Origin of the sequence: Nostoc sp. 106C, assembly GCF_002154725.1 — a bacterium.
In the GTDB taxonomy this organism is placed as follows: domain Bacteria; phylum Cyanobacteriota; class Cyanobacteriia; order Cyanobacteriales; family Nostocaceae; genus Aulosira.
The window spans coordinates 43,347-66,010 of sequence record NZ_MTAW01000240.1 but is presented as its reverse complement, the minus strand read 5'-3'; the positions used below and the strand labels follow the sequence as shown (position 1 = coordinate 66,010).

The window sequence follows — 22,664 nt, the reverse complement described above, 5'->3', positions numbered from 1 at the left end:
CGTTTACGCACTTTATCTCCTTCACGATATGACTCGCGAAGCAACACGGCTGGAGGAGAGTTTCTGTTGGGAATTCGTTCTACATACATGGCTACAATTATCCCATTTTCACCCCTCTCTCAAAAATTAAAAAAATCTAAAATTACATGGGTACAATCAGGAGAATTTAAAAGCCTGTATTGCTTTCAAAACAGGCTTTTGAGGCCTATTTAGTACATTTGCACAGGGGTAAGTTCAGCTTAAAGATTGCCAATTCTAAGTTTTAAAGATTTTAGCAGGGAGATGAATAGCGGCTTCAAATGGTTAGGTGATATTTTGCAGATTCATCACAAAATCGGGATTTGAATTTAATGCCAAGAAAAATTACTATAGTATCTGTATATGGGCAATGCCCACCACAACCCGGATTTTGTGCGCATTGCCTACCTTACGTATGTTTCAAAAATAAAATAGTAGCCCTATATATTAGTTAGTTTGAATATAGCTAAAATTCATTCATATTATCAAGCACCAGAATACTTATCCTAATTAGATTTCTGAATTTGAAATTATTTAGTAATGTTTGAGCTTTTGCTTACAGATTTTTATTAAAGACTTGATCGGACAAAATAAGAGAACTTCAAAATTCACTTTTGATGAATAGACTTTACACAGTAGCAAGCCAAATTATATTGGCTCCTCCTCCGACAAATATGGTTGTTCGGGGAGAAACACAGTAAATCGGCTGCCTTCTCCTAAAGTTGATTCTACTGTCACATCGCCGCCATGCAAACGCGCTAATTTGCGTGTTAAGGCTAAACCTAAACCAGTACCTTCATACTGACGATTTAATCGGCTATCAAGCTGTTTAAAAGGTTCAAATAGAAATTGAAAATGATTGGAATCAATGCCAATACCAGTATCTGCAACTGTAAATGTAATGCCGTTGCTGACTTTTTTAACTTCCAAAGATACTTGACCAGCTGGAGTGAATTTAATGGCGTTAGTCAACAGATTGAGTAGCATCTGCTTAATTCGTCGCTCATCAGCAACACAAATATCAGCTTGTGGATCAATTTCGCTTGTAAGTTGCAATCCTTTATCTAGAGCTTGATCGCAAACCGTAGAGATTACAGAATTACATACATCTGTAACTAGCAAAGGTAAAAGCAAAAGTTCTTCTTTACCTGCTTCTACTTTAGAAAGGTCAAGAATATCGTTAATCAGTGCCAATAAATGTTCACCACTACTATATACACAACTTATATATTCCTTTTGCTTTTCATTGAGGGGGCCAACCATTTCTTGTTGCAGCAATTGAGATAAACCCATAATCGCGTTGAGGGGTGTCCGCAGTTCGTGACTCATGGTCGCTAAAAATTCGCTTTTAGCACGACTACCAGCTTCTGCTGCTGCTTGAGATGCACGCAGTTTCAATTCGGTTTGCTTGCGTTCGGTAATATCCTCAATAATCGTTAAGAAAAACTCAGGGTTACCATTACTGTCTGGTATGACTGAAACTGACAGACGAGTCCAAACTAACCCTCCCTCTTTATGTAAGAAAAGTCTTTCAATCTCAATGCGATGTCTTTCAACAAGCTGTTCCGGATCTGAATGAATACCTGAAATAAGTTGTCTTAAGATCTCTATATCCCCTTTTTGCGGGGAAACATAATTTGTGAAGCGCTGACCACATAGCTCTTCTCGGCTGTAACCTAGCATCTGACAGAGCGCCGGATTTGCATCGACTATTTGTGCTTTCATGTCTATCAACCCGATACCGATAGAAGAACACTCAAAAATTGCGCGAAATTGCGCCTCACTCTGGCGTAATGCTTCTTCTGCGGCGTTACGTTCGCTCGCTTCTATGGCTAGGGTGACAAAATCTGCGATGGAACCTGCAAAATTCTCTTCTTCCAATGTCCATTGGCGCACATCGCCAAAGTGTTCATGGGATACTACGCCTACCAACCGACCTCCGAGCCAAATTGGTGCATTCAACAATGAGGTAATCCCTAACACACAGAGGTAAGACTGTGATAATTCTTGAGTTCTGGTGTCGTTGATGGCATCATGGGCGGCAATGCTACGTTCTTCTTCCAAGGCTTGGAAATAATCAGGATAATTCGCTTTCAATAGCGATAAGCCGCAGCTATGTGCTTTTGTCCTCACATCATACAAATCGATGCATTCCAAGGTTGAGTGGTCATCGTTATATAACCACACACCAACTCGCTGCACTGAAAGTGTGCGAGCAGCTGCTTCTGTAATCTCTTGGAAGGCCGCATTGAGATTACCTTGTTGAAATGTTTTACTTCTTGCTAGTTGCACCAGCGTTTGACTTTGTTTCCTGCGAGCATGTTCTCTGATTTGCAAAGCCTCTTGGGACTGCTTGCGCTCTGTAATATCTCTAGCTGCCACCACATGCATTTTTTGACCCGCGTAAGAAATAATTTTGCCTTGGAGTTCTACAAAAAAAGTAGAGCCATCCTTCCTAACTACAATTACTTCACAAGCCTTTTCAGACCCGGAAAGTATATTTTTTATCATCAACTCTTGTGATTCTAGTGCTAGGAGTTCCAGGCTATTCTTGCCAATTAGTTCTGCAACTTCATATCCTGTCATTTTTGCCAGGATATGATTAGCATCTAAAATCATTCCCCGATCGTGTATAATTATTCCTTCAAAAGTTGCCTCAGACAGAAAACGCCATTGGGATTGACACTTAGACAAGTTAGATAAAGACGACAATCGTCCCTGTTGACTTTCTTTGTGGATCTCAGCAGTGTTTGCTTGTTCCTTAATTTGACGCCGTTGCTGCTCGATCGCATACAGCAGCCGCCGACGCAAAAGTTGAGGGGTAATCTCACTAGTGATTAAATAGTCCTGTGCGCCTAAACTCAGAGCTTGCAAGCTGCGAACCTCATCATCCACATCACCGATCGCGATAATTGGCACATTGGGAGCTAGCGATCGCACATCAGAAATGATTTTTAAATCTCTAGCATCCTTCAGGGATAAATTCAAGATCGCTACATCGATTGATTGAGTTTGTAAAGCATATACACCCTCCAAAAATTCCTGAGCCTGAATCAGCTGAAACCGAGGTAGGGATACAGGGTTTTTCATTCCTAAATCCGAGAGAATGGAAGACACTAAGCTAGCATTGCCCCTGACGTTGTCAGATGCTTTTGTCGCGCCAACTTCTGTATGATTTTCATAAAACAGCAGAATGTTGATTCGTTCGCAAGTCATGCTTGTTACCAGTGGAGCAGCTTCATAGTATTGGGCGACGGAAAAAGCTGCTGAAGATGCACCTTCAAAAACAGAATATTCGCCCATCAGCGTAAATTAGTATTATATGCAGACTGATAAATATCAGTAGCAAAACTGATTACTAATAAATTGATCAGTTTCAAGCAATCGAACATTTAAAATTGCATGGCTGGCGGACAAGCACAAAACATTGATGTTATGAAAGATTATTCTATTAAATTTTCTTGCCCTTGCGCTTTAAGTTTTTCCGAATTGCTACAAAAAATCTAAATTATTGGGAAATTATTGCTAAATATTGACTAAAAAAACGCCTGTGTATTTCTTTAGATAGAGATACGCTACCTCATAACTTTTGCGACAATTAAACTTAGAGCAGCTGTTGCAGAGGTGGAGCAATGAAAGATAGCAGTGTAAGAATTGTCTCTCTGATTCCTAGTGGAACGGAGATTTTAGCGGCACTGGGTTTAGCTGACGCAATTGTTGGGCGATCGCACGAATGCGACTACCCACCGGAAATTCAAAATCGCCCGATTTGTACCGCAGCACGCTTAGATAGCAATGCTTCTAGTAGCGAAATTCACAATGAGGTTAATAATTTATTGCAATCTGCTCTTAGTATCTATGAAATCAACACTGAGATTCTAGAGCAATTGCAGCCCACCCATATTGTGACTCAAGACCAGTGTGATGTTTGTGCTGTTAGCCTACAAGAAGTAGAACAAGCAGTTGCCAATCTGATCCACACCTCACCCCAGATTATTTCTTTGCAGCCAAATTTGCTTCAAGATGTTTGGCACGATATCGAGCAAATTGGTAACACCTTTGAAGTAGACTCAGTTAAAGTACTAGAAAACTTAGAAGCTCGCGTCAAGATTTGTCAGCAAAAAATCCAAGGACTTTCTTTAACAGAACTTCCCACTGTCGCCTGCATCGAATGGACAGATCCTTTGATGGTAGTCGGCAACTGGATTCCGGAGTTAGTCAACTTAGTAGGTGGACAAACCCTCTTTAGTTCTCCAGGTAAACCATCTGCTACTTTGCCGTGGGAAACAGTCATAGCCAGCAATCCAGATGTGATTGTCTTTATGCTTTGCGGTTGGGATTTACATCGTACTCGCCAAGAAGTACATCTGTTAACTCAACGTTCAGAATGGCAACAACTCCACGCAGTCCAAACGGGCAGAGTCTACATTACTGATGGGAATTCCTACTTCAACCGTCCAGGCCCACGACTAGTAGATTCCTTAGAGATTTTGGCAGAAATGTTGCATCCCGAAATTTTTGATTATGGCTATAAAGGAACAGCGTGGGAACCCTTATTGCCTGAAGGCGTAATTCCTATGCCGATAGGCTAGTCCGCTGCACGGAAGTCAAAAGTCAAAAGAAATAAATGTTTCAAGAAGAGTTCCGTGCTACTTGATTGAGCCATTCAATCAGGGGTCTCAAGGTTCCTGGTAATGCGGCCTCACTCACTGTCACGGTATGATGCTTACCCTGGTCTTCTACTGTCAACTTATACTGAAACCGATCGACCTGGGGATTAGGGGAAGTAATTTTTTCAGGTAAGTTAAACAAACCAGCCGCTTCCACTAGTCGCGGTAGTTCGTTGGCTTCGTTTGGTGGGAGAGTAGCTGTGTCCACAGTTGTTTTCTTACTAATTCCAGCAAAGCCACCTGTGCGTTCAAAGGAAATCCGCATTTTTTACTCTCCGTTGTCCTATCTAGGGGGAGAAACAAAAAGACTGGAAGATTTTAACTATCATCTCCCAGTGTAACAACAAAGGACAACCCAGTATAAATTCTGAATGATGAATGATAAATTATGAAAATTTTACTGATTCATTATTCATCATTCACCATTCACTAAGGAAGCACACCCACCTTTTGCCAAGCGTTTTGTACAGCTTTCTGTTCTTGACTATCGTTACCGTAGAGTTCGCCAGCTACTTTGATAGTTGCGTTGGCAGCAGTTTTAAAATTAGCATTAGCACGTAGGCGATCGCGTAAAGTTACATACCAGATTTTGCCAGCTTTTTCCCAAGCATAGCCGCCAATCTCCGTTGCAACTAGATAAAAAGCATAGTTGGGAATGCCTGAGTTTATATGCACCCCAGCGTTATCTTCCATACCAGTATATTTGTCTTTCATATACGCTGGTTGGGGATCTTGACCCATTACTGGGTCATCGTATGCTGTTCCTGGTGCTTTCAGAGAGCGGATACCAACACCTTTAACGGCCGGAGCCAAAAGGCCTTCCCCAATAATCCAGTCTGCTTGTTGTGCTGTCTGATTTTTGATTTTTTGTTTTACCAGAGCACCAAATACATCAGAAAATGACTCATTGAGTGCTCCTGGTTCGCCATAATATTGTAGACCAGCCTCATACTGAGTCACGCCATGAGTTAACTCATGAGCAATCACATCAATAGACTTAGTGAAACGTTGAAATAATTCTCCATCACCATCACCATAGACCATCTGATCGCCATTCCAGAAAGCATTGTCATATTTAGTACCGTAATGTACGGTAGAGTCTAAACGCAGCCCTTTGTCATCAATAGAATTGCGATCGAATATCTCATGAAATAAGTCATAAGTAGCACCAGCCGCATCATAAGCTTCATTCACAGCTTCATCAGTGCTTGGTGGATCTCCCTCACCACGCACCAGTGTACCGGGTAGGTTTTCGGAATTTTTCGCATCGTAAATAGTGCGGCGCTTCACACCTGGGGATGGCGCAAACGAGACAGATCCCACTACATTCCTTCTGCCACGCAACTGTGCCGAAACATTTAATGTCTGAAAAGCCCAACTACGCTGCTCAGGGTTACCATTTACAGCAACGTTTTGCAGTATATGTGGTGGAATAATACAACAGATAGGGCATCTAGAGTACTGTGGGTGTTCACAGTCAAAACCAGTTGATTTCTTCTTATTTCGAGCCATCCAAATATTCTCCTTTTTAAAGTAAGTGATGGCAAACAGTGGTGTAACTCCACTGTTCAAAGGAGCAGAAAAATTAATGCAAGTAGTGTGTTCCTATTTTTTCTAATCAAGAAAACTTTCTACTCTATGTTCTATGACAGGTCTGTTAACAGGAGATATTATCCTCTTTAGCTATTTTTATGTTGGGACATGACATAGAAACACAAGACAAATTAAGATTCCGCAAATTACAGCCAAAATCTTTGTCTGGTGACACAAAATCTCCTTTACAGACCCAACGGCTTTATATAATAGGTCTTGTCAAGGCTAAATGTGTAATTTATTACTGATTTGTTACTAGAAATCTGAAAAAATCTACTGATTTCAGGGTTTTGCCTTTGCCAATTCACTATTTAAAATTCGCACAGCCAGCCCCCAAAAACTGCCATACCGTAATATTTCCAAGGTACTGCCACTGTTGCAAAACCAGCTTGTGTGAGCATTTGTAAATGAGCATCCAAGGAAGCTAACTGGTTTTGACTTGAGTAGCCTTGTGTAACACTTGTGCCTACCTTAGCGCGAACTTCCGTTAGCGTTATCCCCTGTTCGGTTGCCCATTCTTCTCGCGCTGCTTTGTATACTTCCACTAATACAGGTGATTCCGGTAGGGTGGGATCAGCATTCCAAAAACAACTATTAGAATTGAGGCTGGCAGCAATTTGTTGAAATAACTTGAATTTCATCTCATCTTGGAGATGGTGAATTGCCAAAGATGACACACAAGCATCAAATTCCCCACCTATAGCCCATTTCTCTGGATTATTTGCCCACTCACCAAAATCCGCTTCGATACTACTCCAGCGATTTTGATATCCAGCTGCGGTAATTTTAGCTTGGGCATATTGCAACATTCGGGGCGAGTAATCTAGGGCAATTACTTGAGCATCTGGGCAGCGCTGGAGTATTTTTAGACTGAATTCACCTGTGCCACAGCCTAACTCTAAAACGCGATGACTTGTAGAAGGCAAACAACGGATAATTACCTCCAGCATCTCGTCGTATCGCGGTATTAGCTGGCGAATCCCTGTATCGAAATCAGCAGTGTTGGCAAAAACTTCACCGGGAAATAGCTGTTGCATATTACTAGCATCAGGTTTGGCATCCATCTATAAATCTTAGAGCATCAAAAGGTTTTAAATATAAGTGGCACTTTCCTAAAGTGATGCAGGCTCATAGCAGACTAAAGCCCATGCTCCACGAGCGGTAAACAAACAGTAAACTGAGTTTTTCCCGGTTTGGATGCCAGAGTTATTGTTCCTTGATGGCGAATTTCGACAATTCGTCGCACCACTTCTAAGCCCAACCCTGACCCTTTACCAACGGGTTTTGTTGTAAAAAATGGTTCAAAAATTCGCGATTGGATTTCTGGTGGAATACCCGATCCCGAATCGATGATTTGGACTTCGATGCGATCGCTGTGGTGGATGGTGACAATTTCAAGTACACCTTTATCTTCCATTGCATCGATGGCGTTATCAATTAAATTTGTCCATACCTGATTCAATTCACTGCCATACGCCCATATTTTGGGAATTGCTGCATTGTAGGAGCGACGAATTTCCACGCCATGCTTCAGTTTGTATGAGAATAATCGCAAGGTATCTTCCAGCCCTTCATGCACATCAACTACTTGTCGCGCACCTTGATCTAAATGGGAATAAGACTTCATCGATTGCACCAATGCAGCTATGCGTTCTGCACCACGCAACCCACTGGCGATCATTGACATCACTTCAAACGAGAGTGCCAACCAACGCACTCCCATGTCGCGCATTTCTGTTAAGTCATCCCGCCATTGGGTGGTCAATTTTTCGAGGGTGGCAATTTTGATACCGCCTTCAGCTAGCGGTTCAGCCAGTTTCCAAGCATCCTCCACGCCATAATCTTCCAACCAATTCAGCATTTGCTCTTCGCGATCGCTCAATGTCATCGGATCGACTCGCTTGTGGATAATTGCTTCATAGCCCTCATCGCGTGCTTTCAGCCATTCTTGGGTGTGTACTTCATCAATTTGGTGTCGGCCAGCAACCATATTCATGCGTTGCAATTCTATTAATGCTGGGGTGACATCTCGTAAAGCCCGAACCAAAGCGGCTGCAGGGTTGTTGAGTTCGTGGGCTAGTCCGGCTGCTAGGGTGCCCAAGGCTGCCATTTTTTCGCGGTTGCGGATAAAAGACTCTAATCCACGCGATCGCTTTGCCACAATTTTAAATATCATCTGCTCAAAAGTGCGGCACTCATGCAGCAATGTCAGGAAATCCTCACTTGATAGCTCATACAAATGACAGTCTGTAATCGCCCGCGCAGTCACTGGGGCAGGTTCGCCAGTCAAAACTGGAATTTCACCGAAAAAGCCAGGAGCTTCATGCTGTCCAATCGGCATTTCCAGTCCATCGCTTCGCCGGGTTAATCCCATGCGACCACATAACAGAATGAAAAAGCCACGCGGCGGATCGCCTTCGTGTATCAGTACTTCATCAGTTTTCAAGTCAATCGTTTGGGCGCGATCGCAGATCCAGTCGAGGCGGTTGCGTGGCAAGGCTTGGAATAATTCCAGAGTCAGCAGTTCTTCAAGACAAAGCATAATTTCCTCGTCTGCTCAGACAGCATAGTAATGCTTGTCCTTATCAAAGCTGACTAAGTTGCATTTGAAACTCACTCTTTAGATAGAATCGCTTTTTTGGCATCTGGCTCTAGCCTGAGAGCGGAGCTTGTTAAATTTGGAGAGCAGGCGCGTGGCAAAACCAGTCATTCTCACCGTTGATGATGATCCCGATGTGCTGCAAGCGGTAGCGCGAGACCTGCGAAAAGAATATGGCGATCGCTTTCGGGTCGTGCGGGCAGACTCCGGAGCAACTGCATTAGATGCTTTAAACCAACTGAAGATTCGCAATGAAACCGTTGCTACATTTCTTGTGGATCAACGGATGCCGCAGATGAGTGGGGTGGAATTTTTGGAGCAGGCGATCGCGCTGTTTCCTGACGCCAAGCGGGTGTTGCTCACTGCTTACGCAGATACTGATGCTGCTATTCGTGCCATTAATAACGCTAAACTCGACTATTACTTACTCAAACCTTGGGACCCACCAGAGGAACGGTTGTATCCGGTGCTGGATGATTTGATTGATGATTGGTTAGCAGATTATCGTCCACCGTTTGAAGGCATTCGGGTAGTGGGAAACCGCTGGTCGCCACAGTCGCACCAGGTAAAAGATTTTCTGGCACGCAATCAAATTCCCTATCAATGGCTGGATGTGGAGTTGGAAAAAGAAGCAGCTCAATTGCTGACTTATAGCGAACCCGATGGAGTGCAACGCTTACCCCTAGTACTGTTCCCAGACGGTTCTCGGCTCGTGCAACCGACAAATCTGCAAATTGCTGAACAGATTGGATTGCGAACTCAGGCGGAACGACCATTTTATGATTTGGCAATTGTCGGCGGCGGCCCAGCTGGACTGGCTGCTGCTGTTTATGGGGCATCCGAAGGACTCAGCACCGTGATGATTGAGCGAGAAGCACCAGGAGGACAGGCAGGATCGAGTTCTCGCATTGAAAATTATCTGGGCTTTCCTGTGGGTTTGAGTGGTGCAGATTTGGCGCGTCGGGCAGTGACCCAGGCAAAACGGTTTGGTGTGGAGATTTTGACACCGCAAACAGTAACAGGAGTTCGGATTCAAGACCCCTATCGGGTGATTTCATTGGCAGATGGCAGTGAGATCAGTTGTCATGCACTTTTGATTGCAACGGGCGTATCATATCGCAAGCTCGATATTCCAGATGAAGAGCGGCTTTGTGGTGCGGGTGTATATTATGGTGCGGCAATGACCGAAGCGATCGCCTGTCAAGGTGAAGAAGTGTTTATCATTGGCGGCGCAAACTCTGCTGGACAAGCGGCGATGCATTTTTCTAAGTATGCCCGCTCGGTGACAATGCTAATACGGGCTGATTCGCTGGGCAAGAGTATGTCACAATACCTGATTGACCAAATTGCAGCCACAGAGAACATTACCGTCCGCACTCAAACCAAAGTTGTGGAAGTAAAGGGGGAGCAAAATTTAGAGGCGATCGTACTCAAGGATGACCAAACGGGAGCAATTGAAACTCTACCTGCAAAGTCATTGTTTATTTTCATTGGTGCGCGTCCCCAGACTGATTGGCTGGATGGCATCGTCGAACGCGATGAAAACGGTTTTATTCTGGCGGGTGGTGATTTAATCCGAGACAAACGCCGCCCAAAAGGATGGACTTTGGAGCGAGACCCCTATCTACTGGAAACCAGCGTGCCTGGTATTTTTGTAGCAGGTGATGTGCGCTATGCATCGGTGAAGCGGGTAGCTTCTGGTGTCGGAGAAGGCAGCGTGTGTGTGCAGTTTGTACACCGCTACCTGAGTAAAGTATGACTCTCAACAATAGCTCATTCAGTCCCAGCTTTTGGAATTCCTATGCCTCAACTGCAACCCTCAAACAACAAATCGCCCCATCTGCCGCAACTTGGACCGGGGCTACGCAATCTTGAGCGCGAACAACACGCAACTTGGATTGAACTGTTCTTCGATCTGGTGTTTGTGGTTGCGATCGCAGAATTAAGTCATTACTTGGAAGAGCATTTGACAGTTATTGGTTTTCTGCAATTTGTCTTGCTGTTTGTTCCGAGTTGGTGGGCATGGGTGCTGTTTACGTTTTACAGCGATCGCTTCGATACGGATGATTCCATCCACCGCTTGCTAATGCTCACTGGGATGCTGACAATTCTATTTTTAGGAGCCAATGTTCACAATGCCTTTGGAGAGGGTTCCGCAGGCTTTACACTTGCCTATGTATTGGCGCGTTCAGTCGTACTGGCACTCTACTACAGAGCATCTCGCCATGTTCCGGTTGCCCGTGCCAGCGTCAAACTCTATCTTGCATCCTATATTCCTAGCACTTGTCTCTGGTTAATTTCGATCTTTGTTCCAGAGCCATTGCGTTACGGTTTGTGGGTGATTGCGATCGCCATTGAGTTGTCCATCCCGATCGTTGGATCGCGGATACTGGCTGGAACTCCCTCCCATCCTTCCCATTTACCGGAACGGTTCGGACTGTTCACGCTGATTGTGCTGGGTGAGGCGATTGTATCAGTAGCAACGGCAACAACGAATATAGACTGGCGACTTCCTTCAATTATGGCGGCAGTCGGTGGGTTTGCGATCGCCGCTTGCTTATGGTGGCTTTATTTCAACTTTCTAGAAAACTCAGTAATTATCCGCGATATCCGTTCGGTTCATATCTACAACTATGGACATCTGCCGATTCTCATGGGACTAACCTTGGTGGCTGTCGGCATCGAGCATACTATCTCGGAAGCCAATCATCATGCGCTCTCGGTTGCAACTCGCTGGACACTTTGTGGGGGGCTTGCTCTGTATGTGTTTGCGATTATTGTAGTTTGGGTTTTGGGATGTCACCGTCGAGTTAAATGGCTTTCCGTGAGCATGATTGCCATCTCACTTGGATTAGCCATAATCGGCGGCTCGCTACCACCACTTGTATTAGAAGGTTGTTTGGTGGCAATGTTGGTCAGTAAAGTCAGCTTGGGAATTCTTCGCGCTCGCAAAACAGCACAGTTAGTTGCGGAAGATGCGGAGATTATTGAGACTCAGCTTTAAAAAAATCTTACCTGGAGGCAGATATGAGTAAACATTGTACCCATGTCAATCAAATTCAAACAGTAACACCAAGCGCAACTGGATGTGAGGAATGTTTAGCAATGGGCGATCGCTGGGTACATTTACGCGAATGCCTAATCTGCGGTCATATTGGCTGCTGTGACTCTTCTAAAAACAAGCACGCAACTAAACATTTTCAGACAACAGGACATCCAATCGTGCGATCGTTTGAACCAGGCGAAGATTGGCGTTGGTGCTATATCGACAACACTTTTATTTAGCTAAATAAACGCAATTACAATCAATCGACTACACCGCAATCGTATATTGGCGATCGCACCTCTTTGGCGTTAGTTGTCATATGCCTATTCACAAAGGAAGATCATTTAAGAGATGGTGTGTTGAATTAATTAACCTGTTATGAGACTGACGCTGGGCTTTAACAGTGGTAAATGTCTGGATAATCGGAAGTAGACAACGCTTCGCATCTTCGTATCCACGGCTTTTTAGTTCCGCGATCCTTTCAGCACTGAAGTCAAGTAGACTATCAATTGATCCGATGAGTGGCTTATTAGACTTATTGATAAGTTGTTCTGGTCTAACTTCAATAATCGTTTGTTGTGAAAAATCGTGGCGGTTCCACACAACTCCATTTTGCAGATGGATGATGATTGCATAAGTACATCCGCGTGCTGCCAAAGCCCTTAGAGGGATATTATCTGCTAAACCCCCATCTATATAGAACTGACCATTTATCTCTCGGCTAGGAAATGCTAAAGGAAGGGCTGCACTGGCTAACAGTAGATTGTAGACTGTTTCATCATCTGCAAAGTCCTGTACACATAGCCAGTGAGCATCTGTTCCAGTTCTAGCGCGAACAAAATCAATCAGCCAGTCATAGCCCAAACCAGGAATTTTTAATGAAGGAAAAACTGTAACCCATAACTCAATCCCTCGCCGCATTTCGATTGGGTTGACTGCTTGCCGTAACATCTGCTCAATGGGAGCAGGATCAAAAATAGCAGTTGAGTCTTTTAATAACCCTTGTTTTACAAGGAAATCGAGCATCCATAGCCGCAGTGTTGGTACAAAAGTCTGAGCAGCATAACTTAGTGTGCGGCTAACTGTGCCTGTATTGGGGCGTAAAATATCTGATTGACCAAGTTGATCCCAAAGTTGATTGAGGTGCTGCACTGCTTGTGGAAAGGAATGAGAGGATGACAAGACAGCACCATTGAGAGCACCAATGCTAGTTCCAGCAATGATTTGTGGAACTAGACCCAATTCAGCAATATATTTCAACGCACCAGCTTGATAGGCTCCTTTAGCACCACCGCCAGTGAGTACAAGCCCAAATGTAGGATTACTAAGTTTCATCGCAGCATCGCTATGCAATCATTGGCAGTTTCTTCAACAACAGCAGTGATAAATTCCCGTGCGTCGGTAGTGCGGGAAATATTATCTATTTGGGCGCGACAAAGTGCGATCGCACTTTGAGCTGGTTTAATAGGCCTAGCTTCTTCTGGAAGTGTGGCCAGTTCCAAAGTTGTACCAATTACAAATAGGTGCGGTGTATTTGCCAAACGCATGAATGGAACTGAGCGAATTTCCAGCAAGCCAGCAGTTAATTCTCGGTCATCTTTTGCCATTGTTGCCCAAGATTGATCTAACAAATCAGCAAGCCCAAAGAAACTGTTAGGTAACTGTTTACTTATGGCAAGAATTTTATTAACTAGCAACTGACGGAAACGTTCTTTATCACCTGTTTCCAGTTCATACATAATTACTGAACTGCTGAACACTTCCCGCGCTAATAAAGCAACTTGTACAGCCCAAGGTAACTTTGTATAAGTTTGCCCAGCAGCCCAAGCTGTAATAATTTGGTCTAAATCTTCATTAGCAGCAACCCGCACTTCTAGCTGACGCACTCGCGCCTCAAGATTATTAAGTCTTATGGCAACTTGTTGAGCTAATTGATTAAGTTGCTCACTGAGTTGAATTATTGCGTCTTCTTGCTTTTGCAACCTTTGTTTTTGGTTGCGAATAGCATCACGTGCTTCTAGTAATGAGTTTTGTGTAACTTCTAGAGCAACTTGACTTATACGAAGTGAGTCAGTGAGTTCTAAAACCCAATTAAAAAGTGCTTCTTGTCCTGCAATTAAGTTGCCATCGAGAAGTAGTTGCCGTTTGTTATCTTTCCCATCAAGTTTGTCAATTAGCTGTCCAAAAAATCCCCGATTCTTGCGATAGCGGATAATATCTTTGCTGACGTGAATTCCATTGATGAGGTCAATTAGGGCTTTATCCCCAACAAGGGGAACCCTTCTTTGGAGTTCGTCAAGACTGAGAGTGTAAAGGCTAGCAACACTAAAATTTTTGTCTTGTGGGCTTGGCAACTTGCCTGCCTTTATAATATCTGAATTTTGAGGATAGAAAAGATTGCTCATCCCTTAATTCTCATTAATTCTACTGTATATTCCCAATAACCTTGTGCTTTTTGGATTTGTTTACTAGCTTCATTTTTCAATGAATTAAGCTCTGTAACTAATTGCTCTTTTGCTTCAGCCTGTATTTTCTGGTCTTTCTGTGCTTGTATTAAAGTATTACGGTAATTATTCAAATAACTATCAAGTTGCGCAAAGAAGCTATCAACTCTTTGTTTGAAATCTTCGTCTAAATAGTTGTTGATTTCTTGTTTTATATTTGTAATGGTGTCTTCAATTAAATTATTAGATTGATTGACTATTTCTTGTAGAGAGACAATGTAGTATTCTTCTTTTTTGTCTGGTCGTTTGACACGAATTGTTTCTTTCTTCTTGACTAGCCAACACCAATGCCAAAAAACCCGGTATTCTACCTCTTTTGTTTCATAACCTTGGTCTACCATTTTCGTTTTCTGACTGATACTTACTTTAACAGTACCTACAGTCTCATTATCCAAACTAGGTGTTGGTAAAGATAAATTAACATTAAAATTTTCGTTTAATCGCTGACGCGCACGTTCAATAATCGGTTGAGTTTTAGTATCCAAAGACTTTGTAATTTTTTGACGTGCCTGTTCAATTTTTATTTTAGCTTGTTTACGAACACTTTCTAGCAAAGGCTCTATGACATTAACTTTTGCAGAAGCTATTGCTTGTTCTGCAAAGTATTCTGCTTCTTTAAAACTTGTGAATTCAATTATATTACTATTTTCAGTATTTACTTGAACATAACTAAATTGTTTAGAAACCCATTTAAAAAAATTTTGAGTTAGCATACCCCCTTTTTGGACAATATCTGCACGTTGGTATTCTTGTGCTGTAATTTGAGCTTCTTTTGCTGTAAAATATTCCGATAAATTATCTTGAGCTTTTTGCTGTATTTTTTCAAGTATCTCATTAAGTTCTTGGTAAAGGCTCGCTTTGATTATATCTACTTCTTGTAACTGATTTCGACATTCTTCTATAGAGTGCAGGTCTTTTTCTAAAGCACCAACTTCTTGTCTAAGCTTTGCTTCATCTTTATTAATAGCGCTGCTGCGAAGTTGAACATCATTATTCAATTCTAAGAGGCGACCAGAAGCAAGTTTGATTGCAGATTCCATACAACGAGGTGCAGCTTTTTCTATGAGTGCTGTAATTGCACCGTTTAGAAAAGGGTCAAAGCCTGACTTTTTCCACAGTTTTTCCGCTTTACCTTGTAATTTTTCTACTGTTGTTTCTTCTAATTCATCTTCCCAGTCCATACCAAATACATCTGGAGCAAGTACTTTTGCTGTCTTCATTTCAGCAATTGTAATACCTGGATTCTGCTGTAATTCCATTAAAAAGTTAGCAGAATTGAACGCTCTTCTAGCTGATATTTCAAATACTCTAGCAGTATCACCAGACTCACCGATACCAAATTGAGCAGCAACAAACTGCTGCACCTGTTCTGGACTCATATCACAATCTTGACGCTGATCAACCTTGTTAATCAACACGTACAAATTATCTTTGCCTCGCAGTTTTATAACTTTATCAACATCTTTTTTGACTTTTTCTGCGGCTTCTGTTTTTAGTTGGGTAAAATCTAAAACTATTAAAACTATCGAACTTTTGGTCAGCTGTTCTTCAACTACACCCCGAAGCCGCAAATTCTCTCCTGCTTCATTTGGCCCTGGTGTATCTACAATTACTAATTTACCTAAATTTTCTGATTGCTGATTACCTTGAGATGAACGCCAAAATGGAGTGTAGATTTTAGGAGCATCCATCACAGATTGCAGGGGGTCTGCTTGAGGTTCTAGAATGCTGCAAAGTCTGACAATATCATTCAAGCTAGTTAAAGTGAGGATAATATCCTTACGTCCTTCCGACTTTTCAGGAATTGACTTTAGTCCCACTTCTTGAATCAATTTTGGCATATGTTGCAAATGAGGATACTGAGCAAGCTTTTCTTGTGCTTGTTCAATCCCCATTTCATTAATTCGGTTCTGCAATAGCAAGAGTGTTTCTTGAAAAACTGCTAAAACTTCTGCACTCAAATATAAAACTGGTTCAGTCAACTCAGCATCAAAAATAATTTCAGTGGGAAGCGTCGTCATCGCAGCGTTACGACTTGGCAAAATCTCCTGTCCAATGATGGCGTTCGTGATAGTTGACTTACCAGCCTTCATCGGTGCAACAATTGCCATTCTTAACTCAAGATTTTTTACCTTTTCAACTTCTTGTCTAACTTGCTGCTCAAATTCTGCATATTTTTTACCAGCACTATCAGAACTGAGTGCTGTACTAGCACGGTTCATCAACAAACTGATTTGCTCTAGCAGGTCGATTACATCTTGTTGCAATTCTTGCACATTTGGCTTCAGCACCTCAGCAACCATCGTCTTATGCTCCGCGCCATTCTAAATCCACTGCGTAGATCCTGGCTTAACAAAAAAGACAATGCAAACAGTAAAATCACTGTATAAGCGCTCCTCTCTCTGCGTCCTCTGCGCCTCTGCGGTTCGATTTAAATTCGCACTCACCTCTTACCAAAACCTCCACCCCCAGGTGTTTCTATCGCAAAAACATCTCCAGGTTGCATTTCTACAGTTGCAGTACTGTCTAAATTCTCTTGGGTTCCATCCTGGCGCTGTATCCAGTTGCGTCCGACTTGTCCTGCTTCTCCACCATTTAATCCAAAAGGAGGGACACGGCGATGATTAGAGAGAATATTAGCTGTCATGGGTTCGAGAAACTTGATGCGGCGAATCACCCCGTTACCGCCAGAATATTTTCCCTTACCACCGCTATCAGGACACAAACTAAAGCTTTCTACCATCACAGGATAGCGGGTTTCTAAAACCTCTGGGTCGGTTAAGCGGGAGTTAGTCATGTGAGTGTGGACTGCATCAGTACCATCAAAGTTAGCTCCTGCTCCCGAACCGCCGCAGATAGTCTCATAATATTGATAACGCTGATTACCAAAAGTAAAATTATTCATGGTTCCTTGAGAAGCTGCGATCGCACCTAAGGCACCATATAAAGCATCGACAATCGTTTGGGATGTCTCTACATTACCCGCTACTACTGCTGCCGGATAAGTTGGATTAAGCATACAACCTTCAGGAATGATAATTTCTAAAGGTTTAAGACAGCCAGCATTCAGGGGAATACTATCATCAACTAAAGTACGAAAGACGTATAAAACTGCTGCTTGCGTGACAGCTTTGGGAGCATTAAAGTTACTGTTCAATTGCGCAGATGTGCCAGTAAAGTCAATAATCGCAGTGCGATTTTCTCGGTTAATGGTTACTTTAACGTGAATTTTCGCACCGCTATCCATTTCATAAATAAATGAACCATCCTTGAGAACTTCAATAGCTCTTCGCACTGCTTCCTCAGCATTAACTTGAACAAATTTTATGTAAGCTTGAACTGTATTAATTCCATATTGCTCAACCATTTTGCCCAGTTCTTGTAGTCCTCTTTCATTCGCAGCAATTTGTGCTTTGAAGTCAGCAATATTTTGGTCAGGATTACGCGCAGGATAACGATGATTTAAAAGTAGCTCTCGTACTGCTTTTTCCCTAAAATTATCTTGTTCAACTAAGAGAAAATTATCAAATAAAATTCCTTCTTCTTCTACTGTTTTACTGTGGGGAGGCATTGAGCCGGGAGTAATACCGCCAATATCAGCTTGGTGACCGCGAGAAGCAACATAGAAAATTATTTGGGTTCCATCTTCGTTAAAAATTGGGGTAATTGCAGTTACATCAGGAAGGTGTGTTCCACCGTTATAAGGATTATTAGATAAATATACATTTCCTTGTTTTATAGTGTCGCTTTTATCATTAATTAGACTGCGAACACTTTCACTCATTGAGCCTAAATGTACAGGAATATGAGGGGCATTAGCTACTAATAATCCAGAAGCATCAAAGATAGCGCAAGAGAAATCTAAACGTTCTTTGATATTCACCGATGCTGCTGTGTTTTGCAGAATAATCCCCATTTGTTCAGCAATAAATTGATAAAGATTCTTGAAGATTTCTAAGCGAACTGGGTCGGGTTTAGATGTTGTGTACATTTTTGACTCCTATTATTGTAATTTTGCTGGGTTTCGCTGTTGCTCTACCCAGCCTACAATTATGATTAACTAATCGCACTCACGAGTGTATCGGAATAGATGATGTTCTCGACTTGTAAATCTCATACATCAACAGGCTTCCTGCTACAGCAAGATTGAGAGAGTCAACCGCACCTACCATCGGAATCCGCACCAGATGGTGACATAAGTCTCGCTGTTGTGAAGTCAAACCTTGGCGTTCCTCGCCGAGGAAAAGAAGAGTAGATTGGGGATAATTAAACTGATGAAAGTCAGCTATCCCATCTGGTGACGCACCAATGGTAGAACATTGGTGATGACGTACCCAATGGCGCAGTGCTGACAAGCTTGTGCGAACAAACTTCTGGTGAAAGAGTGAACCCATAGATGCTCGCACAACGTCGGGATCAAAAGGATCTACGCTTCCTCCAATGAAGATGAACCCAGCACCCCCCACCGCGTCTGATGTGCGAATCAAGGTTCCGAGATTTCCTGGTGAGCGAACAGTTTGCAGAGCTACCCAGCACAAGCCACTTTGCGGTGAGATATCGTGCAAATTGAACCAACGCTGATGAGTGATCGCACCAATACCAGAAGCGCGTTCAGTCTGGGATACACGGCGAAATTGTTCTGGTGTAACGCTGATACAAGGAACTCCAGCACGACGAGATCTGCGAACTAGCTTTCTTGCTAGAGGTGCTGTGAGCAGTTTTTCACTAAACACGATCGCGGAAATATCGAAACCGTTGTCAATTGCTTTTACAAAGTTACGCACACCCTCGATGTAAAACAATCCTGAGGCGTTGCGATGTGCGCGGTCAAATTGGAGCTTTTCAACCTCGGTTAGGGTAGCCTCAACGTCTAACCGTTCATGGCTGGAACTTTTAACACCAGCCATCCTCCTTTAGCAGAAGCTCTTGGCCTGCTACATGAATAACTTGAATTAGCATGAGAGATTGCGGGAAACCATGCCGCAGACATCAAATCCGTTGCCATAGATATTAGCACGCGATCGCCTTACATCGATAGATACAAAATTGGCTGTTCTTATTCGATCCCGTCCTGGTTTTTGTAAATCTTCCTGTCGCTTGATTTAACATTTTAAGAGATTGGACGTTTTAAAATTTGCTGTACAGAACCATACATTTCACCTACCAAACCTTCAAGTTCATGCTCTATATCTTCCCACCGCCCAAGTTTACTTGTCCATTTTCCATTTGGTAATTGTCTAGCAGCGTGAGTGGGTTCGCCATCCTCTGTAGCGTAGATTGCTATCTTCTCAAAACCGACTTCAAGCTCAGAATTATCGCAAAGTTCAAACCTTAAGCTTTGGTATGCTTGGATAAAAGCTGACATAGTTAACTCTGCTGTTACGCCTTTTACCCAGTAATACATATTATCTGGATCTATTGGACTCCACCAACGATCATCCTCTCCCGCAGCCCAAGCAAAACAATTATATGATGTACTTTGCTTGCTAGTTACGAAATATTCAGTGTGCGGTAAGTTGGGAAACTTGTTTCTTTATAGCTTTCCAACCTACCATCTGTAGCCATTAGCTCTTCCCCATTCAATCCAAGCTTCAGCCATTTGCTGAAGTCTACCGCGCTGTTCTGGTTGAACTGGATTCGCTCCTGTAATTGCACTTAGAGCCACAAACCAATGATCTGGCTCACGCTCAAGTTCCCGTAGAATTAAAGGTACAACAGGTTGTCCCATGCCGATGATTCTTTGATAAGCGGGATGCATTGATATTTTGGCAATAACAGAGAGCATTCCTGTTTCACGTCGCCATTGTTCTGCTAATTCTAAGAATGTATTTTCTATTTCTGCGGTTTCAATAACTGGGTAAATGTAAGGTGGCATTATTGAAGTTGATTACAAAAAACTGATGGATATTGTTAATTATCTTGCTTTGTAGCGTGTGTTATGCCTTAGGCTAAAGCACCTTGATTATTGATGGTGCGTTGCGCTGCGCGACAACACACCCTACTTTAAAAGTTATACGCTAAAATTTTTGCTAAAACTTCATAAATTAATCAATTTTTAAACTGCAAAATTAAATGATTCCGTTCAGTTAATCTTGCTTTCCAGTCAGGTTCAACTACAATTGTGCTGATTTTTTCAACAATAATCGCAGGACCGCTAATAGTATCTTCTGGCTGTAAATCTTCCCGTCGATATACTGGTGTATCATGCCATTGCTCGGCAGCAAACATTCTGACTATTTCAACAGATTTAGGAAGTTCATCTAACGGACGGGTACGAGTAATTAAGGATTCTTCAGGAGTATCCATTTTTTGGATTACTTCCACTGATGCAGATTCAACAATTAAGCTTTTTTCTAATTGAATAAAACCGTAGCGATATTTATGTTCAGTCTCAAAATTTTCTCGCATGACTGTTACATTCGATGTGAAATCAACGGTCAATATTGAGTTAGTACCCTCATATTTTAGATTTAATTTTCGGATTACTTGTTGTTCACTACTATCTTCATAGTGGCTGAGTTCAGTTCTCGCTTGAGTTACTAAACTCTCCATTACCTGTTGCAATTGCGGAATTAATGCTGAAGTTAAAGGCTGTTCTACTCCTTTTTCTCTAAGTGCTCTGACATCAGCTAATCCCATTCCATAAGCAGAGAGAACTCCAGCATAAGGGTGAAGAAATATCTTTTTCATCCCTAAAGTATTGGCAATTAAACAAGCAACTTGTCCGCCAGCACCGCCAAAACAACAAAGGACATATTGAGTGACATCATAACCCCGTTGTAGACTGATTTTTTTAATGGCATTTGCCATATTTTCAACAGCGATCGCAATAAATCCAGCGGCTACTTGTTCGGGGGTTCGAGTGTTTCCTGTGACTGTTGCAATATCTTGGGATAATTGTGTAAATTTCTGAACGACAATATCTTTATCTAAAAGTAAATTGCCATCAATACCAAAGACAGAAGGGAAATATTGCGGGTGAATTTTACCTAACATGACATTAGCATCAGTCACCGCTAATGGTCCGCCACGTCGATAACAAGCAGGGCCAGGATTTGAACCAGCGGATTCTGGCCCGACGCGATAACTAGAACTATCAAAAAATAAAATGGAACCGCCACCAGCCGCAATAGTATTGATTGCTAATACGGGGACTCGCATTCTAGCACCAGCAATTTCTGATTCTAATTGTCTTTCATACTCACCTTTAAAATGGGCAACATCTGTACTCGTTCCGCCCATATCAAAGGTAATTACTAACTCAAAACCTGCTCTTTTACTAGTTTGAACTGCACCAACAATCCCCCCAGCCGGGCCGCTTAAAATGCTATCTTTGCCTTGAAATTGTTCGGCTGCAACTAAACCGCCGTCAGATTTCATAAACATCAATCTGACCCCAGGTAATTGACTAGCTACTTGGTTGACATAGCGCCGCAAAATTGGAGTTAAATAAGCATCAACAACTGTTGTATCGCCACGGCTCACTAATTTCATTAATGGGCTAACTTGGTGGGATACAGATATTTGCGTAAATCCAATTTCTTGAGCAAGTTGATCAACTTGTTGTTCGTGGTGATGATAGCGATCGCTGTGCATAAAAACAATGGCACAACTACGAATTCCTGTGTTATAAACTGCTTGCAAGTCTTGTTTGACTTGTTCAATGTTTACAGGCATTAATTCTTTACCGTCAGCATCATAGCGTTCGTCTATCTCAATTACCTGTTCATAAAGCATTGTCGGTAAAATGATCTGACGCGCAAAGATATCAGGACGGTTTTGGTAGCCAATTCGCAATGCATCTTTAAACCCTTTGGTGATCAAAAGTGCTACTCTATCCCCTTTTCTTTCTAACAGTGCATTTGTAGCTACTGTTGTCCCCATTTTCACGACTTCTATTACTTCAGTAGCAATAAGTTCATTGCTACCAAGACCGAGAATATCCCGAATTCCTTGGATTGCTGCATCTTGATATTGTTCGGGATTTTCTGAAAGTAATTTATAAACTATAATCCATTCCTGATTAGGCAGAGGCACAATTAAAAAACGTTCGGGATGCTTTGAAATTCTTTCTATAATTCCTTGATTATTAGTAACAGCGACAATATCTGTGAATGTACCACCCCGGTCAGCAAAAAATTTTAACATTGATATGTTTCTTTAATGGTCTAGAAGTAGGATAACAATGGAATTGAAAGGATTTCTACTTCTTACAATTTAAGGTGCGTTAGCCT

17 protein-coding genes are annotated in these 22,664 nt (G+C 42.3%); 4 read left to right on the top strand and 13 right to left on the bottom strand.

Annotated features, from left to right (window positions below; translation table 11 throughout):
- Positions 1 to 666: 666 nt before the first annotated feature.
- On the bottom strand, positions 667 to 3,321 hold the full coding sequence (locus BV375_RS35605) for a PAS domain S-box protein (RefSeq protein ID WP_086769396.1): 2,655 nt from the start codon (positions 3,319 to 3,321) through the stop codon (positions 667 to 669).
- 329 nt (positions 3,322 to 3,650) lie between these two features.
- On the opposite strand from BV375_RS35605, the gene BV375_RS35600 reads away from it, so the two are divergent.
- On the top strand, positions 3,651 to 4,610 hold the full coding sequence (locus tag BV375_RS35600; protein ID WP_086769394.1) for a cobalamin-binding protein: 960 nt from the start codon (positions 3,651 to 3,653) through the stop codon (positions 4,608 to 4,610).
- A 40-nt stretch (positions 4,611 to 4,650) separates the two neighbouring features.
- Here BV375_RS35600 and BV375_RS35595 read toward each other — a convergent pair whose 3' ends face one another.
- The 4 genes from BV375_RS35595 to BV375_RS35580 form a co-directional block, all read right to left on the bottom strand.
- A complete protein-coding gene (locus BV375_RS35595; protein WP_086769392.1) occupies positions 4,651 to 4,953 on the bottom strand; it encodes a protealysin inhibitor emfourin in 303 nt (100 codons plus the stop codon).
- A 164-nt stretch (positions 4,954 to 5,117) separates the two neighbouring features.
- Positions 5,118 to 6,200, bottom strand: a complete 1,083-nt coding sequence (locus tag BV375_RS35590; RefSeq protein WP_086769390.1) for a M4 family metallopeptidase — start codon at positions 6,198 to 6,200, stop codon at positions 5,118 to 5,120.
- Between the two features lie 392 nt (positions 6,201 to 6,592).
- Positions 6,593 to 7,318 (bottom strand): class I SAM-dependent methyltransferase, encoded by a 726-nt coding sequence (locus BV375_RS35585; protein WP_086769400.1) that lies wholly within the window; start codon positions 7,316 to 7,318, stop codon positions 6,593 to 6,595.
- Between the two features lie 101 nt (positions 7,319 to 7,419).
- Positions 7,420 to 8,823, bottom strand: coding sequence for an ATP-binding protein (locus BV375_RS35580; RefSeq protein ID WP_086769388.1), 1,404 nt, complete (start codon positions 8,821 to 8,823; stop codon positions 7,420 to 7,422).
- A 151-nt stretch (positions 8,824 to 8,974) separates the two neighbouring features.
- Here BV375_RS35580 and BV375_RS35575 point away from each other — a divergent pair, with 151 nt between their 5' ends.
- The 3 genes from BV375_RS35575 to BV375_RS35565 are packed head-to-tail and all read left to right on the top strand — an operon-like array spanning position 8,975 to position 12,165.
- Entirely contained in the window at positions 8,975 to 10,639 is a 1,665-nt protein-coding gene (locus BV375_RS35575) for a response regulator (RefSeq protein WP_086769386.1), read from the top strand.
- A gap of 42 nt (positions 10,640 to 10,681) precedes the next feature.
- Complete coding sequence (locus BV375_RS35570) at positions 10,682 to 11,884, top strand: low temperature requirement protein A (protein WP_086769384.1); 1,203 nt, start codon at positions 10,682 to 10,684, stop codon at positions 11,882 to 11,884.
- A 23-nt stretch (positions 11,885 to 11,907) separates the two neighbouring features.
- Positions 11,908 to 12,165: a UBP-type zinc finger domain-containing protein gene (locus tag BV375_RS35565; protein ID WP_086769382.1), complete on the top strand. Its 258-nt coding sequence runs from the start codon at positions 11,908 to 11,910 to the stop codon at positions 12,163 to 12,165.
- A gap of 88 nt (positions 12,166 to 12,253) precedes the next feature.
- Here the strand turns inward: BV375_RS35565 and BV375_RS35560 are convergent, their stop codons facing one another.
- From BV375_RS35560 to BV375_RS35525, 8 genes are all read right to left on the bottom strand, one after another.
- Positions 12,254 to 13,261 (bottom strand): patatin-like phospholipase family protein, encoded by a 1,008-nt coding sequence (locus BV375_RS35560; RefSeq protein ID WP_086769381.1) that lies wholly within the window; start codon positions 13,259 to 13,261, stop codon positions 12,254 to 12,256.
- Positions 13,258 to 14,331 carry a diguanylate cyclase regulator RdcB family protein gene (locus tag BV375_RS38535; RefSeq protein WP_086769379.1) on the bottom strand — a complete coding sequence of 358 codons (1,074 nt, stop codon included), beginning with the start codon at positions 14,329 to 14,331 and terminating at the stop codon, positions 13,258 to 13,260. Before BV375_RS38535 ends, BV375_RS35560 begins: the two co-directional genes overlap by 4 nt.
- On the bottom strand, positions 14,328 to 16,733 hold the full coding sequence (locus tag BV375_RS35550) for a dynamin family protein (protein WP_086769377.1): 2,406 nt from the start codon (positions 16,731 to 16,733) through the stop codon (positions 14,328 to 14,330). Before BV375_RS35550 ends, BV375_RS38535 begins: the two co-directional genes overlap by 4 nt.
- A 140-nt stretch (positions 16,734 to 16,873) precedes the next feature.
- A complete protein-coding gene (locus BV375_RS35545; protein ID WP_086769375.1) occupies positions 16,874 to 18,421 on the bottom strand; it encodes a hydantoinase B/oxoprolinase family protein in 1,548 nt (515 codons plus the stop codon).
- A gap of 79 nt (positions 18,422 to 18,500) precedes the next feature.
- Positions 18,501 to 19,337 carry an RNA methyltransferase gene (locus BV375_RS35540; RefSeq protein WP_086769373.1) on the bottom strand — a complete coding sequence of 279 codons (837 nt, stop codon included), beginning with the start codon at positions 19,335 to 19,337 and terminating at the stop codon, positions 18,501 to 18,503.
- A 203-nt stretch (positions 19,338 to 19,540) separates the two neighbouring features.
- Positions 19,541 to 19,834, bottom strand: coding sequence for a hypothetical protein (locus tag BV375_RS35535; RefSeq protein WP_208099243.1), 294 nt, complete (start codon positions 19,832 to 19,834; stop codon positions 19,541 to 19,543).
- A 144-nt stretch (positions 19,835 to 19,978) separates the two neighbouring features.
- On the bottom strand, positions 19,979 to 20,305 hold the full coding sequence (locus BV375_RS35530; protein ID WP_086769371.1) for a hypothetical protein: 327 nt from the start codon (positions 20,303 to 20,305) through the stop codon (positions 19,979 to 19,981).
- 173 nt (positions 20,306 to 20,478) lie between these two features.
- Positions 20,479 to 22,578 carry a hydantoinase/oxoprolinase family protein gene (locus BV375_RS35525; RefSeq protein WP_086769369.1) on the bottom strand — a complete coding sequence of 700 codons (2,100 nt, stop codon included), beginning with the start codon at positions 22,576 to 22,578 and terminating at the stop codon, positions 20,479 to 20,481.
- Between the last annotated feature and the right edge of the window lie 86 nt (positions 22,579 to 22,664).

What these genes read in the sequence shown, in the direction of transcription:
- BV375_RS35605 (WP_086769396.1), bottom strand. Translation starts at nt 3,321, where the DNA reads ATGGGCGAATATTCTGTTTTTGAAGGTGCATCTTCAGCAGCTTTTTCC.
- BV375_RS35600 (WP_086769394.1), top strand. Translation starts at nt 3,651, where the DNA reads ATGAAAGATAGCAGTGTAAGAATTGTCTCTCTGATTCCTAGTGGAACG.
- BV375_RS35595 (WP_086769392.1), bottom strand. Translation starts at nt 4,953, where the DNA reads ATGCGGATTTCCTTTGAACGCACAGGTGGCTTTGCTGGAATTAGTAAG.
- BV375_RS35590 (WP_086769390.1), bottom strand. Translation starts at nt 6,200, where the DNA reads ATGGCTCGAAATAAGAAGAAATCAACTGGTTTTGACTGTGAACACCCA.
- BV375_RS35585 (WP_086769400.1), bottom strand. Translation starts at nt 7,318, where the DNA reads ATGCAACAGCTATTTCCCGGTGAAGTTTTTGCCAACACTGCTGATTTC.
- BV375_RS35580 (WP_086769388.1), bottom strand. Translation starts at nt 8,823, where the DNA reads ATGCTTTGTCTTGAAGAACTGCTGACTCTGGAATTATTCCAAGCCTTG.
- BV375_RS35570 (WP_086769384.1), top strand. Translation starts at nt 10,682, where the DNA reads ATGCCTCAACTGCAACCCTCAAACAACAAATCGCCCCATCTGCCGCAA.
- BV375_RS35565 (WP_086769382.1), top strand. Translation starts at nt 11,908, where the DNA reads ATGAGTAAACATTGTACCCATGTCAATCAAATTCAAACAGTAACACCA.
- BV375_RS35560 (WP_086769381.1), bottom strand. Translation starts at nt 13,261, where the DNA reads ATGAAACTTAGTAATCCTACATTTGGGCTTGTACTCACTGGCGGTGGT.
- BV375_RS38535 (WP_086769379.1), bottom strand. Translation starts at nt 14,331, where the DNA reads ATGAGCAATCTTTTCTATCCTCAAAATTCAGATATTATAAAGGCAGGC.
- BV375_RS35550 (WP_086769377.1), bottom strand. Translation starts at nt 16,733, where the DNA reads ATGGTTGCTGAGGTGCTGAAGCCAAATGTGCAAGAATTGCAACAAGAT.
- BV375_RS35545 (WP_086769375.1), bottom strand. Translation starts at nt 18,421, where the DNA reads ATGTACACAACATCTAAACCCGACCCAGTTCGCTTAGAAATCTTCAAG.
- BV375_RS35540 (WP_086769373.1), bottom strand. Translation starts at nt 19,337, where the DNA reads ATGGCTGGTGTTAAAAGTTCCAGCCATGAACGGTTAGACGTTGAGGCT.
- BV375_RS35535 (WP_208099243.1), bottom strand. Translation starts at nt 19,834, where the DNA reads ATGTATTACTGGGTAAAAGGCGTAACAGCAGAGTTAACTATGTCAGCT.
- BV375_RS35530 (WP_086769371.1), bottom strand. Translation starts at nt 20,305, where the DNA reads ATGCCACCTTACATTTACCCAGTTATTGAAACCGCAGAAATAGAAAAT.
- BV375_RS35525 (WP_086769369.1), bottom strand. Translation starts at nt 22,578, where the DNA reads ATGTTAAAATTTTTTGCTGACCGGGGTGGTACATTCACAGATATTGTC.